This window comes from Solibacillus sp. FSL R5-0449 (assembly GCF_037975215.1).
Lineage (GTDB): Bacteria > Bacillota > Bacilli > Bacillales_A > Planococcaceae > Solibacillus.
Window position 1 is genome coordinate 1,258,668 of record NZ_CP150239.1, and the last position, 13,864, is coordinate 1,272,531.

17 protein-coding genes are annotated in these 13,864 nt (G+C 40.3%); all 17 read left to right on the plus strand.

Annotation, left to right across the window (positions count from 1 at the left end; all coding sequences use genetic code 11):
- The first annotated feature begins 14 nt into the window (after nt 1-14).
- The 17 genes from ndk to MKY27_RS06175 all read left to right on the plus strand — a co-directional run bounded on the left by ndk (nt 15) and on the right by MKY27_RS06175 (nt 13,854).
- The gene (ndk, locus tag MKY27_RS06095) at nt 15-434 is read left to right on the plus strand and encodes a nucleoside-diphosphate kinase (RefSeq protein WP_339175864.1); all 420 of its coding nucleotides are present in this window, start codon (nt 15-17) and stop codon (nt 432-434) included.
- A 163-nt stretch (nt 435-597) separates the two neighbouring features.
- Nucleotides 598-825, plus strand: a complete 228-nt coding sequence (locus MKY27_RS06100; RefSeq protein ID WP_339175866.1) for a hypothetical protein — start codon at nt 598-600, stop codon at nt 823-825.
- A gap of 16 nt (nt 826-841) precedes the next feature.
- Nucleotides 842-1,081: a hypothetical protein gene (locus MKY27_RS06105; RefSeq protein WP_339198596.1), complete on the plus strand. Its 240-nt coding sequence runs from the start codon at nt 842-844 to the stop codon at nt 1,079-1,081.
- 80 nt (nt 1,082-1,161) lie between these two features.
- Complete coding sequence (locus MKY27_RS06110; RefSeq protein WP_339175868.1) at nt 1,162-1,932, plus strand: protein-glutamate O-methyltransferase CheR; 771 nt, start codon at nt 1,162-1,164, stop codon at nt 1,930-1,932.
- A gap of 266 nt (nt 1,933-2,198) precedes the next feature.
- Nucleotides 2,199-3,380 (plus strand): chorismate synthase, encoded by a 1,182-nt coding sequence (aroC, locus tag MKY27_RS06115; RefSeq protein ID WP_339198599.1) that lies wholly within the window; start codon nt 2,199-2,201, stop codon nt 3,378-3,380.
- A 1-nt stretch (nt 3,381) separates the two neighbouring features.
- On the plus strand, nt 3,382-4,467 hold the full coding sequence (gene aroB, locus MKY27_RS06120) for a 3-dehydroquinate synthase (RefSeq protein WP_339198602.1): 1,086 nt from the start codon (nt 3,382-3,384) through the stop codon (nt 4,465-4,467).
- A 2-nt stretch (nt 4,468-4,469) separates the two neighbouring features.
- A complete protein-coding gene (aroH, locus tag MKY27_RS06125; protein ID WP_339175872.1) occupies nt 4,470-4,832 on the plus strand; it encodes a chorismate mutase in 363 nt (120 codons plus the stop codon).
- A gap of 25 nt (nt 4,833-4,857) precedes the next feature.
- Nucleotides 4,858-5,958 (plus strand): histidinol-phosphate transaminase, encoded by a 1,101-nt coding sequence (gene hisC, locus MKY27_RS06130; protein WP_339198605.1) that lies wholly within the window; start codon nt 4,858-4,860, stop codon nt 5,956-5,958.
- On the plus strand, nt 5,955-7,052 hold the full coding sequence (locus MKY27_RS06135; RefSeq protein ID WP_339175875.1) for a prephenate dehydrogenase: 1,098 nt from the start codon (nt 5,955-5,957) through the stop codon (nt 7,050-7,052). The genes hisC and MKY27_RS06135 overlap by 4 nt, the downstream gene beginning before the upstream one ends.
- A 35-nt stretch (nt 7,053-7,087) precedes the next feature.
- Entirely contained in the window at nt 7,088-8,374 is a 1,287-nt protein-coding gene (aroA, locus tag MKY27_RS06140; RefSeq protein WP_339198608.1) for a 3-phosphoshikimate 1-carboxyvinyltransferase, read from the plus strand.
- Between the two features lie 152 nt (nt 8,375-8,526).
- On the plus strand, nt 8,527-9,771 hold the full coding sequence (locus MKY27_RS06145) for a tetratricopeptide repeat protein (RefSeq protein WP_339175878.1): 1,245 nt from the start codon (nt 8,527-8,529) through the stop codon (nt 9,769-9,771).
- A gap of 15 nt (nt 9,772-9,786) precedes the next feature.
- Complete coding sequence (locus MKY27_RS06150; protein ID WP_339175879.1) at nt 9,787-10,335, plus strand: ReoY family proteolytic degradation factor; 549 nt, start codon at nt 9,787-9,789, stop codon at nt 10,333-10,335.
- Nucleotides 10,336-10,405: 70 nt separating this feature from the next.
- A complete protein-coding gene (locus MKY27_RS06155; protein WP_339198610.1) occupies nt 10,406-10,849 on the plus strand; it encodes a YpiF family protein in 444 nt (147 codons plus the stop codon).
- Between the two features lie 175 nt (nt 10,850-11,024).
- The gene (locus tag MKY27_RS06160; RefSeq protein ID WP_339198612.1) at nt 11,025-11,531 is read left to right on the plus strand and encodes a ubiquinol-cytochrome c reductase iron-sulfur subunit; all 507 of its coding nucleotides are present in this window, start codon (nt 11,025-11,027) and stop codon (nt 11,529-11,531) included.
- Between the two features lie 22 nt (nt 11,532-11,553).
- Nucleotides 11,554-12,228 carry a cytochrome b6 gene (locus MKY27_RS06165; RefSeq protein ID WP_339175884.1) on the plus strand — a complete coding sequence of 225 codons (675 nt, stop codon included), beginning with the start codon at nt 11,554-11,556 and terminating at the stop codon, nt 12,226-12,228.
- 39 nt (nt 12,229-12,267) lie between these two features.
- A complete protein-coding gene (locus MKY27_RS06170; protein ID WP_339198615.1) occupies nt 12,268-13,062 on the plus strand; it encodes a c-type cytochrome in 795 nt (264 codons plus the stop codon).
- 192 nt (nt 13,063-13,254) lie between these two features.
- The gene (locus MKY27_RS06175) at nt 13,255-13,854 is read left to right on the plus strand and encodes a DUF1405 domain-containing protein (protein ID WP_339198618.1); all 600 of its coding nucleotides are present in this window, start codon (nt 13,255-13,257) and stop codon (nt 13,852-13,854) included.
- Nucleotides 13,855-13,864 lie beyond the last annotated feature (10 nt).

The following is a 13,864-nucleotide window of genomic DNA, read 5'->3' on the forward strand; positions in this document are numbered from 1 at the left end:
AAGGAGTGTTTATAATGGCAATCGAAAAAACATTTTTAATGGTTAAACCAGATGGCGTTGAACGTCAAGTAATCGGAGATATCGTTGACCGTTTTGAGCGTCGCGGTTTCGTAATGCGCGGAGCAAAATTAATGGTACCAACTCGTGAATTAGCTGAAAAACACTATGCAGAGCACGCTGAGCGTCCTTTCTTCGGTGAATTAGTAGACTTCATCACTTCAGGCCCAGTATTCGGTATGGTTTGGGAAGGCGAAAACGTTATCCAATTATCTCGTATCATGATGGGTGCTACAAAACCAGAAGAATCAGCTCCTGGTACAATCCGCGGTGACTACGCTGTAACTTTATCACACAACGTAATCCACGGTTCTGACTCTTTAGCTTCTGCTGAGCGTGAAATCGGTTTATGGTTCCCAGAAGGAATCGCTGAATAATTAAACATACAGAAAAGCTATCACTTTTAAGTGGTAGCTTTTTTTATATGGAACAGGAAAAACCGGGACTATTAATGGTATAATAAATCGGAATAATGAAACTATTTTTGGAATACATACGTATAAAAAGTATCGATTTAAATTAGTAGAAAGGGTGACATCCATGTTCTGGGTAATGATTACAATAGTCGCTGTAGTAGGGATTTTGACAGATACTTACACGAAAAATAAAAATATTGAACTAAAGCGCCTTGATAAAGAAATCAAGCTGGAAAAACTAAGACTCGAAACTTATGATAAAGAAACAGCGAAGATGCAGCTTGAATTGGAACAGACTAAGCAATTACTGCTTGAATCACAACTAACAGACCGACCTGACAAAGTAAAATAATAATTAGAGGAGCGTAATGAAGCGTATGGAAGATATTATTATTTTGTGCATTATTTTTGGTTCGGGTGCTACGATTGCATTAACCGCAATACTGACAGCACACAAACGATCGAGTATGAAGCTGCAAATCAAAATGTTGGAGAAAGAGGCCGAGCTGGAACAGATTCGCTTACAGAGCTACCATTCCGAGACGGAAAAGATGAGGCTTGAACTAGAACAATCGAAACAACTTTTGCTGGAAAGACACATTGATTAATGTTTATGGACAAAATCTGTTTCGGGTTCTGAAGTTTTCGGCTATAATAGGCATACGTTAGATGAGGGGAAAGATGAATAATGTCAGATTATGTCCAATTTATTGATGGCATTAAGCGCAAAACGGGCATTGATTTAGCTCTATATAAAGAAGCGCAGATGAAACGTCGGTTAACATCATTATATGAGAAAAAGGGATATCGGAACTTCGTAGATTTTTATAGTGCATTGGAGAAAGACCGCGAACTGATGAACGAATTTTTAGATCGCATGACGATTAACGTTTCGGAGTTTTACCGCAACGGAAAACGGTGGGAAGTTTTGCAGAATAAAATTTTCCCTTTACTGCTCCAAACTAATAAACGTCCGAAAATATGGAGTGCGGCTTGTTCGACCGGAGAAGAGCCATACAGCTTGGCAATGGTATTGTCCCATCATTTACCTTTATCTCAAGTAAATATACTGGCAACAGATTTGGATGAAAATGTTATCCAAAAAGCAAAATTGGGTCTTTACCCGGAACGCTCACTTGCAGAAGTACCAAAACCGGTTCAGTCAAAGTATTTCATTCAAGAAGGCCAGTTTTACAAAGTTAAAGATGAAATTAAGCGCACGGTTAATTTTAAAAAACATAATTTACTAAAGGACCCTTATGAGTCGAATTTTGATCTGATTGTTTGCCGGAATGTCATGATCTATTTTACAGAAGAAGCGAAAGATCAGATCTATGCAAATTTCAGTAAAGCATTGCGACCAGGCGGCATTTTGTTTGTAGGGTCAACTGAGCAGATATTTAATCCTGCAAAATATGACTTTGAAGTAGAAGATACATTTTTTTACCGTAAAAAATAATAGTACAATTTATAGATGCTCTGTAGAACGTAGAAGCTTTAGTTGAGATATACTTTAAAAAGCTATATATGAATGCGCTTTTCGGATAATAGAGCGAAAAGCGTATTTTTGTTTCTTTTCGCTGACAAATGTGTCGTTTTCTAGTTGGAACGTTCAGAATATTCTAAAATAGATTATCGGCTGGCGGAAACAGTACTGTTATTTAATTTGAAATATGTTATAGTGAAAAATACATACTTTAGCGAGTTGAAGGGAGAAAGTGTTTAATGCGTTATTTAACAGCAGGTGAGTCACACGGACCACAATTAACAACAATTATTGAGGGGTTACCTTCTTTACTTCCGGTAACAGCAGAAAAAATTAATTATGATTTAAAACGTCGTCAAGGTGGTCATGGTCGTGGTCGTCGCATGCAGATTGAGACTGATACAGTGGAAATTGTATCGGGAGTCCGTCACGGAAAAACATTAGGCTCACCAGTCGCATTAGTCGTTACAAATGATGACTGGAAGCATTGGACGAAAATTATGGGTGCGGCAGAATTGCCGGAAGATATCGATCCATCTGAAATTAAACGCCAAATCTCACGTCCACGTCCAGGTCATGCGGACTTGGTCGGAGGGATGAAATACGGTCACCGCGATCTGCGTAACGTACTGGAGCGTTCAAGTGCACGTGAAACGACAGTACGTGTGGCAGTTGGCTCTGTCGCAAAAGCATTGTTGAACGAGCTTGGAATTTCCATTGTTTCACATGTTACGGAAATTGTAGGGATTAAAGCAGACAGCAGCTTGCTGGAAGGTAAATCCGCAGACGAAATCCGTACAATCATTGAAAACGACCCATGTTACTGTATCGATCCTGATGCTTCAGCAAAAATGGTGACAGCCATTGATGAAGCAAAACAGGCAGGGGACTCAATCGGCGGTGTCGTAGAAGTCATTGTAGAAGGTTTACCGGCGGGAATCGGCTCTTATGTGCATTACGACCGCAAATTGGATGCAAAACTGGCATCTGCAATGTTAAGCATCAATGCATTTAAAGGCGTTGAGTTTGGTATCGGGTTTGAAATGGCACGTAAAAAAGGTTCGGAAGTACATGACGAAATTTTATGGGATGACGAAAAGGGCTATACACGCGCAACAAATCGTTTAGGCGGTTTGGAAGGCGGTATGACGACAGGGATGCCGATTGTCGTACGAGGCGTGATGAAGCCAATCCCAACATTATATAAGCCGTTGCAAAGTGTTGACATTGAAACGAAAGAGCCTTTTAAAGCAAGTGTGGAGCGTTCTGACAGCTGTGCAGTACCTGCAGCATCCATCGTTGCAGAACATGTTATTGCCTGGGAAATCGCAAACGCTATCGTTGAGCAGTTCCATAGTGACCAATTACCACAATTAAAGGCGCAGTTGGATGAAATGCGTCAGTACACGAAGGAGTATTAATATGGAGATTCCGGTTCGCACTCCTTCGCACTCGTACGCAGTAACGATTGGGAATGGGATATTACGTGATGCATTGACAGCACAGCATGATTTGCTTACTAAAGCAGATAAAATCATTGTATTGACAGATGAAAATGTTTGGGCAGCACAGCAAAGCTATTTTGAAGGGAATTTCCCGTACACGTTTGAAGTACATGTTATGCCGGCAGGGGAAACATGTAAAACCTTTGAAAATTATAATGATGTGCAAACATATTTACTTAAGCAAAAGTGTACAAGAAAATCGCTTATTATCGCATTTGGCGGTGGTGCAGTCGGCGATTTGGCCGGGTTTGTTGCTGCAACATATATGCGGGGCATTCCGTTCATCCAAGTGCCGACAACAATTTTGGCACATGATTCAGCTGTTGGGGGAAAGACAGCCATCAATCACGAACTAGGAAAAAATATGATCGGTGCATTTTACCAGCCGGAAGCCGTTATTTTCGATACCGAATTTTTACATAGTCTTTCCGAAAAAGAAGTACGCTCAGGGATGGCAGAAGTAATTAAGCATGCGTTGATTTCCGATGCACAATGGGTGGAAGAGCTGCTTGAGGGAGATCATGTAACGGAACTTCCGGAAGAACTGTTGGCAAATTATTTGGCACATGGCATTCAAGTTAAAGCGACCATTGTCGAGCAGGATGAAACCGAACAGTCCGTCAGAAAGTATCTTAATCTAGGGCATACATACGGGCATGCAATTGAAGCAGCAGCAGGCTATGGACGTGTAGCGCATGGTGAAGCTGTGATGATTGGCCTTATTTATGCACTTCTATTGAGCGAAGAATACGGTAAAGTTAATCACCAATTTACGAAACGCTTTTTACATTTTGCAATGGAAAACGGCTATCCGTTTGAAGCTGTTCATGAATTTACATTCGATCAGCTGATTGAATATTTACTGAAAGATAAAAAAGCCGACTATGGACAACTGCAGTTCGTGCTGCTTGAAACGATCGGACAACCATTTGTCCAAAAGGTTGAACTTGAACAATGCCGAGAAATTGATCGTCAACTAAGAGCATTATTAGCGGAGGTGTAGCAATGATTCGTGGAATTCGCGGTGCAATTACGATTGCTGAAGATAAAGCCGAATATGTATGGGGAGAAACGGCAAGATTAGTGAAAGAAGTTGCGAAACAAAATAATATTGAACCGGAAGATATTGCCTCTGTGACAATTTCTACAACGCCGGATATTCATTCGGCTTTTCCTGCCAAGTCGGTACGTTCGATGCCGGGGTGGCAGTATGTACCGATTATGTGCATGCATGAAATGGATGTGCCTGGTGCATTGCCATTATGTATTCGTGTATTATTACATGTGAATACGGAAACGCCACAGGACAAAATCCAACATATATACTTAGAAGATGCGGTAAAATTAAGACCAGATTTAGTGAAATAATTGCGAGTTAGAGGAGACGTTAAGGATGAAATGGAAACAACAGTTATTTGGAATGAAAGCTTACAAACCGGGAAAACCAATTGAAGAGGTTAAGAAGCTTTTCGGGTTGGATGAAGTCGTAAAGCTCGCTTCAAATGAAAATCCTTTTGGCAGCTCACCAAAAGTAAAACAATTTTTACAAAAAGATGAATCCAATCATGCAATATATCCGGACGGTTATGCTCAAAACTTACGAACATCATTGGCGAATTTCTATGGTGTTGATGAAAATGAAATCATTTTAGGAAATGGTTCGGATGATTTAATCGCTATCATTACCCGTGCATTACTATATCCAGGTGTGAACACAGTCATGGCAGATTTATCATTTTCTCAATACTGGCATAATGCAGAGATTGAAGGGGCAGAAATTCGTAAAGTACCATTGAAAAATGGTGTCCATGATTTAGAAGCAATGCTGGAGGCAATTGATGAAAATACATCGGTTGTATGGGTATGTAATCCTAACAATCCGACAGGTACTATCGTATCGGATGAAGCATTAAGTGCTTTCTTGGCTAAAGTGCCTAAGGATGTTTTCATTGTATTGGACGAAGCTTATGTGGAATACATAAACGATGCCTCTTATAAAGATACATTGCATTATTTCCGTGACTATCCGAATTTAATTTTATTGCGTACATTCTCAAAAGCGTATGGACTGGCTTCTTTCCGCGTTGGTTACGGAATTGCCCAAGCAGATGTTATTGCGAAGCTTGACCCTGTGCGTGCGCCATTCAACAATACGATCCTAAGCCAGCAAGTTGCGCAAGTCGCACTACAGGACCAGGAATACATTGCCAGCTGCCGTGAAGCAAATGAAATTGGCAAAAAGCAGTTTGTAGAATTTTGCGAGCAGCACGGTTTAAATTATTTCCCATCCCAAACGAACTTTGTCATGTTTGAAGTGAAGGCTCCAAGTGATGTTGTATTTGAAGAGATGATGAAGCGCGGATTTATTATCCGAAGCGGCGCAGCATTAGGATTGGAAGGCTATATTCGTGTGACAATCGGTACAGAAGCTCAAAATGCGAGATTTTTACAGTTGCTTGAAGAAGTCTTAAATGAACAAGGAGTACTTGCATGACACGAAATGTCTTCGTAATCGGACTAGGGTTAATTGGTGGATCTGTAGCGATGGCTTTGCAGAAGGCACCACAAACAAAAGTGTTCGGCTATGATGCTCATGAACAAACACGACAATTAGCGGACACTTTACAGGTCGTTCATGAAGTTGTTAAAAATCCTGCTGAGTTTGCAAAAGAAGCGGATGTTATAATATTTGGTACACCTGTAAATGTGACACTCGACTTTATGGAACAGCTGAAGTCGTGGGAATTGAAGCGCAATGTCATTATTACAGATACAGGCAGTACAAAAGCGAAAATAATGGAAAAAGCAGTAGAGCTGCGGCAACTGGGTATTACATTTATCGGCGGGCATCCAATGGCGGGTTCCCATAAAAGCGGTATTACAGCAGCAAAGCCCTATTTACTGGAAAATGCCTATTATATGCTGACACCCCATGAAGGGGAAGAGCTTGAAAAACTTGCTGCACTGGATGATCTGCTGAAATTTACACTCGGGAAGATGGTCGTTGTCGATGCGAAGGTACATGACCATATGACAGCTGTTGTCAGCCATTTCCCGCATATTATCGCGGCATCTTTAGTACATCAGCTTAATAGTGAAAAACAGACATATCCAATGACCTCTTCATTAGCTGCAGGCGGTTTCCGTGATATTACACGTATTGCTTCCTCAAATCCTGCTTTGTGGCGTGATATTACAATGCAAAATAAGCAGGAATTGGTCGGACAGCTTGATAATTGGCTTAACGAAATGCAGCGTGTGCGTGATCTATTGGCTGAAGGTGATGCGAAAGCGATCGAGAACTACTTCAGTGAAGCGCGTGATGTCCGGGACAGTTTACCGGTTGCGAACGGTGCCTTGTATATCCCGTACGATCTTTATGTCGATATCCCGGATTATCCAGGGGTCATTTCAGAAGTCACAGGCTTATTGGCTGAAAATAATATAAGTATTACAAATATACGTATCGTAGAAACACGTGTCGATGTATTCGGGATTCTGGTCATCAGTTTCCAGACAAATGAAGACCGGGAACGTGCGGCACAATGTATTGAACACAAGGCGAAGTACGATACATATATTTCATAAAAGCAAAAGGGATTTTCTTAAAAGGGGGTTCATAAATGAGTACAACATTGCACTACAGTCAACCGTCATTGCAGGGCGATATTACCGTACCGGGTGACAAATCGGTTTCGCATCGCTCGGTTATGTTCGGCTCGATTGCAAAAGGAAAAACGACGGTCAGCGGCTTCTTATTAGGAGAAGACTGTCTGCGTACAATTGACTGTTTCCAAAAGCTTGGGGTAGACATTGAGGTTGACGGGACAGACGTAACGATAGACAGCCCGGGAATAGATGGGTGGACTGAACCGAAAGAAGTCCTTTATACAGGAAACTCAGGTACGACAACACGTTTAATGCTAGGGCTGTTATCCGGCACGAAATTACATACAATCATGACAGGTGACGCATCGATCGGTAAGCGTCCTATGCGTCGTGTGGCAGATCCATTACGTTTAATGGGTGCGCAAATTGCCGGACGAGAAAATGGACAATATACGCCACTCGCAATCCAAGGTGGACCGTTAAAAGCGATCGACTACAAAATGCCTGTTGCCAGTGCCCAGGTGAAATCAGCTATTCTGCTTGCCGGTATACGTGCTGAAGGTACAACAGTTGTCCGTGAGGAAGAAATTTCACGTGATCATACAGAACGTATGCTGCGCCAGTTCGGGGCAACGGTAACAGTTGAAGACGGTGTCGTGTCATTGCAAGGCGGTCAAACCCTGACTGGAACACATGTAAATGTACCCGGCGATATTTCATCGGCCGCATTTTTCCTAGTTGCCGGTGCTATTGCGAAAAACAGCAAAATTGTTCTGAATAACGTGGGGGTCAATGAAACACGTGACGGCATTTTAGAAGTACTTCAAAACATGGGTGCGAAAATGGCCATCACAATCGATGACGAGAACGCAGCAGAACCAACCGCTACGATTACGATTGAAACTTCCGATCTAAAAGGAACAACAGTGGAGGGCGCGATTATTCCCCGCCTAATCGATGAAATTCCGATTATTGCACTGCTTGCGACACAAGCTGCCGGTAAAACAATCATTAAAGATGCAGAAGAGCTAAAAGTAAAAGAAACAAACCGTATTGATGCGGTTGTAAATGAGTTAAAGAAACTAGGCGCAAAAATTGAAGCGACAGAAGACGGCATGGTCATTGAAGGCCCGACTCCTTTACATGGTGGAAGCTTGAAAACATATGGTGATCACCGTATTGGAATGATGGGTGCGATCGCAGCGCTAGTTGCGGATGGGGAAGTTGAATTGGATGATGCGGATTGTATCGCCGTTTCCTACCCGACTTTTTTTGAACATGTTAATAGTATAATAAAATAATAATTTACGGAGATGTAAAAAGAACTTCCTTTTTGCATCTCCTTTTTACTTTGTTCAAATGAATTTTAAAAACATCCGAATTCTTTTTCTTGTGATGCATTGCTTCGTCATGTAGCATAATATTGAGAACAAAAGAAAAAGGTGAAATACACATGGAACTATTACTACAAGCGATTCAAGAAGGAAATTTAGAGGAGATTAACCGACTTCTTGAATCTTTTTTAATGGATGCTGAACCCGCAGCACAATATGAAGTAGCCGAAGCACTTATGCATTACGGATTTTTAAATGAAGCAGACCGTGTATTTGAGCATCTTCAATTTTTATTTCCTGAAGAAGCGCAAATTTCAATCGACCGTGCAAGTGTTTTAATTGAGCTTGGCGAAGAGGATAATGCCCTCGATTTATTAATGGGGATTGCCGATGACGCGCCAGAATACCCTCAAGCGCTGTTAGTATTGGCCGACTATTATCAAATGCAGGGGTTATTTGAAGTGGCGGAACAACGGATTAATGATGCGTTGCAAATTTTACCTCATGAACCTTTACTTCAATTTGCCAAAGCAGAATTATTATTTGAAACAGGTCGTTTTACAGAGGCTGTTCGAATTTATGAAGAGCTGTATGCGATCGATAAAAAGTTTGCTGGTATAATTTTAGCCCAGCGTCTTGCAGAAGTTTACCGTGCTGGTGCAGGTTATGAAACGGCTCTGGATTATTATATGGAAGCACTTGAAGAAGAAGTTACAGCAGACTTGCTGTTTGGTTCGGCTTATGCAGCGTTCCAGACGGAAAAATATGAACTAGCTATAAAACAGCTGGAAGATTTAAAAGAGTTGGACCCTGATTATTTCTCAGCTTATTTACTGCTGGCTGAAAGTTATGCAATGCTCGAGGATAATGAACGTGCCTTAAAAGTTATTAAAGAAGGTCTTAAACGAGACGAATACGATAAATCCCTCTATTTATTTGCGGGGAAAATGGCGATTAAAAATGGCAAACAGCAGGAAGCGATAGAGTTTTTAAGTGAGGCCATTGCATTGGACCCTGAATATATGGAAGCGATTTTAGTATTGATGTCTGTTTACAATACCGAACAACGCTATGAAGAAATTATTTCACTATATGAACAATTGCATCAAAATGAATTCGAATGGGTCGCTTTATATCCATTTGTAGCCAATGCTTATAATGAAGAAGAACTGTTCGAAAAAGCATACGAAATTTACAAAGAGGCATATAATGAATTTAACGATGATGTTGAGTTTTTAGAGAAATATTTTGTGTTTTTAGTTGAGGACGGCAAGCGTGATGAAGCAAAGAAAATTGCCGAGCGACTTGTCCAATTACAGCCTTCTGAACAGCAATGGACTGATTTATTAGAACGCTTTGAGTAAAGGGAGGATTGCATGTTGACATATTCCGTACCACTGAATGACAAAAAGTTGTTTATCAGGTGGTTTTTGAAAAATTTCCAGTTAAAAAGACGTGAAGGTGTATGGATTTTAAATTACTTACTAAGTAATGACGATTTGCTGAAAAATGTTCATTTCGTTGATGAAGCACATTATTGCCCGCGTTCCATAGTAATGTCGACAATTGAAACAACAAGTATCCCATTCCGGTTTTATAAAGAAAATATTATGACATCCGATGCCGAAAAAGCATTTCATGATTTACGAATCAATGCCCACGAAGCAATTTATTTTCAGCTGAATTTCCCGAGCGTACCGCCTGATCCTCTGTATTTAGCGGTACTGGAGGAAAATCCTTACGTACCGGCTGATATCTTCATCAGTGAAAAAGACCGTCTAGCAGCCGAGCGTTTGCTGGAGAATAGTGTACTAGAATTCCAGGAACAGCAACTGCTAAAAGAAATTGATGAAGCACTGGATAGTGGAGATAAAGAACGTTTTTTCGAGTTATCTAATTTATTGCAAGCATTAAAGCATACGAAGTAATTTTATACTTTATTAAAAAAATTACTTCTTTCCTATTTTCAGAAGTTTAAAGGTACTAGGAGGAAAGAATATGAACTTTATAGTAAAAGATGTAGAACAGTTCCAGGCTCAGAAGCAATTTATAGATACGGCAATTGTCCCGCTCGTGCAATTGGATTTTTCGGATCAAGGAATGAAGCAGAGCAGTTCTGCTTCAGAATATTTAATGACGTTGACGAATTTTATAGAACAGCAGTTTAAAGGACGTCTTTTATTATTGCCCCCCTTTTCATATACAATGGGAACCAAGTCAGATAAAATGCCGGCAGCAATGGAAAAAGAATTGAAGGAAGCAGGTTTTAAAGCAGTGGTCTTTATTACCTGTGACCATTCTTGGACTGAATTGAAAGAATATTTAAATATTATTTGGCTTCCGGCTATCCCACTTGAGTCTATGGACCAGGGTGTTAAACAGAGAATATTGGAAGATCAGCTAAAACAAGTCATCCCGACTTTTACGAAAATTTGGGTTTAACGAGCATTTTTGTGCTACATTTGTTTCATTAAATGTTCACAAACTACACTTTTGGAAATGAATGCTATATTGACCAACTTATTCAGTTGATATATCATAGATATGTCCTAGTTATTTACTATTTTTAAAAGTATATGTCCGTTGGACTGACCTTTTAGTAAGAGGGGGGAAAAGGATGAGTAGGAATCGAGTTACAAGACGTCAATTTTTAACTTATACAATTACTGGTGTAGGTGGATTTATGGCGGCAGGAATGTTAATGCCAATGGTACGTTTTGCTATTGACCCAATTCTTCAGTCAAAAGAAGATGGTGATTTTGTACAGACAAGCAAAAAAATTGCCGAAATTACAGAAGTTCCGGTAAAAGTGGACTTCTCGTACGAACAGACGGATGGCTGGTACAAATCAGAAGTAGCAGATGCTGCTTGGGTTTACAAAGAAGGTGACGAAATCATCGCAATCTCACCTGTATGTAAGCATTTAGGGTGTACTGTAAACTGGGAAGGTAATCCAGAATACACAAATCAGTTCTTCTGTGCATGTCATGCGGGGCGTTATGAAAAATCAGGTGTTAACGTTAAAGGTACACCGCCTCTTGGACCGCTGGATATGTATGAAGTGTCAGAAAATGATGGTTTCTTATTGCTTGGGAAAAAAATCGCTAACACACACAGTAACTAAATAAGTTAGGGGGTACGACACAGTGCTAAATAAAATTTATGATTGGGTCGATGAACGTTTAGATATTACTCCTATTTGGCGTGATATTGCCGACCATGAAGTGCCAGAGCACGTTAACCCTGCCCATCACTTTTCAGCATTCGTTTACTGTTTCGGGGGATTAACATTCTTTATTACAGTAATCCAAATTCTATCAGGTATGTTCTTAACGATGTATTACGTACCGGATGTAGAGAATGCTTGGAAATCAGTTTACTATTTACAAAACGAAGTAGCATTCGGTGAAATCGTTCGTGGTATGCACCATTGGGGGGCATCTTTAGTAATTGTCATGATGTTCTTACATACACTTCGTGTATTCTTCACAGGTTCATATAAAAAACCGCGTGAATTAAACTGGTTAGTTGGTGTAGGTATCTTTGCCATTATGTTAGGTTTAGGTTTCACAGGTTATTTATTGCCATGGGATATGAAAGCGTTATTCGCTACTAAAGTAGGTATCGAGATTGCTGCATCTGTTCCGTTTTTAGGTGAAACAATAAAAGTATTATTAGCTGGGGATTCTACGATTATCGGGGCGCAAACTTTAACTCGTTTCTTTGCCATTCATGTATTCTTCTTACCAGCAGCATTATTTGCATTATTGGCAGTTCACTTTATTATGATCCGCCGCCAAGGTATTTCAGGACCTCTATGATCCGAAACTAATTGTACTATTTTTTAAGGAGGGGACACTATGCAACGCGGAAAAGGTATGAAGTTCGTAGGTGATTCACGTGTAAAAGCGAGTAACCGTATGCCGAACGTGCCAAAAGATTATTCCGAGTATCCGGGGAAAACAGAAGCTTTCTGGCCTGACTTCTTATTAAAAGAATGGATGGTTGGTGCAGTTTTTCTAATCGGTTATTTATTATTAACTGTCGCACATCCTTCACCACTTGAAGGCCCGGCAGATCCAACAAATGCATCGTATATACCGTTACCGGACTGGTACTTCCTGTCAATGTACCAACTATTAAAATACACTTATGCATCTGGTCCATATAACGTCATTGGCGCAATGGTTATTCCAGGTATTGCATTTGGTGCATTAGCATTGGTGCCATTTTTAGATCGAACACCTGAACGTCGACCATTTAAACGACCATTACCGACAGCATTTATGTTGTTGGCAGTAGCAGCACTTATATATACAACATGGGAATCTGTTCAGGCAACTGACTGGGAAGCAGTTGATGCACAAGGGGAAATTACGGATAAGCATTTAGGTTTACTGCCGGATGTAGAAGTAGATGAAACTTCCGAAGGGTATGAAATTTTCCAGGCTCAAGCTTCATGTATAGGATGTCATGGTGGAGACCTGGCAGGAGTATCCGGTCCAATGCTTCTTGGCAATGAGTTGACAGCCGAAGAAGTTCAGGACGTAATTGTGAATGGACGTGGCGGTATGCCGGCTGGTACATTTACAGGTACAGAGGAAGAACTTCAAGTTTTAGCTGAATTTATCGCAGGATTAAAAGAAGCTGAATAATAATTTTTAAACTGGAGAGTCAGAATATTGACTCTCTTTTTAATTTTCATTTAGTTGTAGTATGCATCATATACATTGTATGCTTGCGTAACGATTAAGAACATATATAATAAAAGACGTACAATAGTTGGTTTAGTTGCACACAATACATAATACAGAGTAAAGAAGAATGTAAAAGAAAAAGGTGAACAAATGAAAGCATATATGATGCAATTATGGTACGTATTAAACCATCGTGCCTTTTTAACCTTACTGCTTATTATTAACTTGCTAGGCACCGTGTACGGCTATTACTGGTACCGGGGACAGTTGGCAGTAACAGAACCGATTTACTATATATTCGTACCGGATTCGCCCACAGCAAGCTTATTTTTCTGTTTTGCTATTATCGGATGGCTTATCGGTAAAAATTTCAGGTTAATGGAAGTGCTTGCCTTTATTACCTTAATTAAATATGGCTTATGGGCAGTTGCGATGAACCTTCTGACGTTTGCAGAGAATGGACAGTTGGGAGCAGACGGATGGATGCTCGTTGCTTCCCATTTTTTAATGGCAGTACAGGCTGTTCTGTATTTACCGAAATACCGATTTAAAATGTGGCACGTGATGGTTGCTGCTATTTGGACATTGCATAACGATATAATCGACTATTTGTTTGGCCAAATGCCATTTTACAGAGTCATTTACCAGTATCCAAGCGAGATCGGGTACTTCACTTTTTGGCTTTCGATAGCATGTATAGTCTTTGCTTTTCTTGAAAGTCGTAAGCGGGAATATTTGCAACAAGACTAGAAAGCCTTTA

Excerpts from the sequence above, each read along its gene's own strand:
- hisC (WP_339198605.1), top strand. The coding sequence starts at position 4,858 with ATGAAATGGAAACAACAGTTATTTGGAATGAAAGCTTACAAACCGGGA.
- MKY27_RS06170 (WP_339198615.1), top strand. The coding sequence starts at position 12,268 with ATGCAACGCGGAAAAGGTATGAAGTTCGTAGGTGATTCACGTGTAAAA.
- aroH (WP_339175872.1), top strand. The coding sequence starts at position 4,470 with ATGATTCGTGGAATTCGCGGTGCAATTACGATTGCTGAAGATAAAGCC.
- MKY27_RS06110 (WP_339175868.1), top strand. The coding sequence starts at position 1,162 with ATGTCAGATTATGTCCAATTTATTGATGGCATTAAGCGCAAAACGGGC.
- aroB (WP_339198602.1), top strand. The coding sequence starts at position 3,382 with ATGGAGATTCCGGTTCGCACTCCTTCGCACTCGTACGCAGTAACGATT.
- MKY27_RS06100 (WP_339175866.1), top strand. The coding sequence starts at position 598 with ATGTTCTGGGTAATGATTACAATAGTCGCTGTAGTAGGGATTTTGACA.
- ndk (WP_339175864.1), top strand. The coding sequence starts at position 15 with ATGGCAATCGAAAAAACATTTTTAATGGTTAAACCAGATGGCGTTGAA.
- MKY27_RS06155 (WP_339198610.1), top strand. The coding sequence starts at position 10,406 with ATGAACTTTATAGTAAAAGATGTAGAACAGTTCCAGGCTCAGAAGCAA.
- MKY27_RS06145 (WP_339175878.1), top strand. The coding sequence starts at position 8,527 with ATGGAACTATTACTACAAGCGATTCAAGAAGGAAATTTAGAGGAGATT.
- MKY27_RS06175 (WP_339198618.1), top strand. The coding sequence starts at position 13,255 with ATGAAAGCATATATGATGCAATTATGGTACGTATTAAACCATCGTGCC.
- MKY27_RS06135 (WP_339175875.1), top strand. The coding sequence starts at position 5,955 with ATGACACGAAATGTCTTCGTAATCGGACTAGGGTTAATTGGTGGATCT.
- MKY27_RS06160 (WP_339198612.1), top strand. The coding sequence starts at position 11,025 with ATGAGTAGGAATCGAGTTACAAGACGTCAATTTTTAACTTATACAATT.
- aroC (WP_339198599.1), top strand. The coding sequence starts at position 2,199 with ATGCGTTATTTAACAGCAGGTGAGTCACACGGACCACAATTAACAACA.
- MKY27_RS06105 (WP_339198596.1), top strand. The coding sequence starts at position 842 with ATGAAGCGTATGGAAGATATTATTATTTTGTGCATTATTTTTGGTTCG.
- aroA (WP_339198608.1), top strand. The coding sequence starts at position 7,088 with ATGAGTACAACATTGCACTACAGTCAACCGTCATTGCAGGGCGATATT.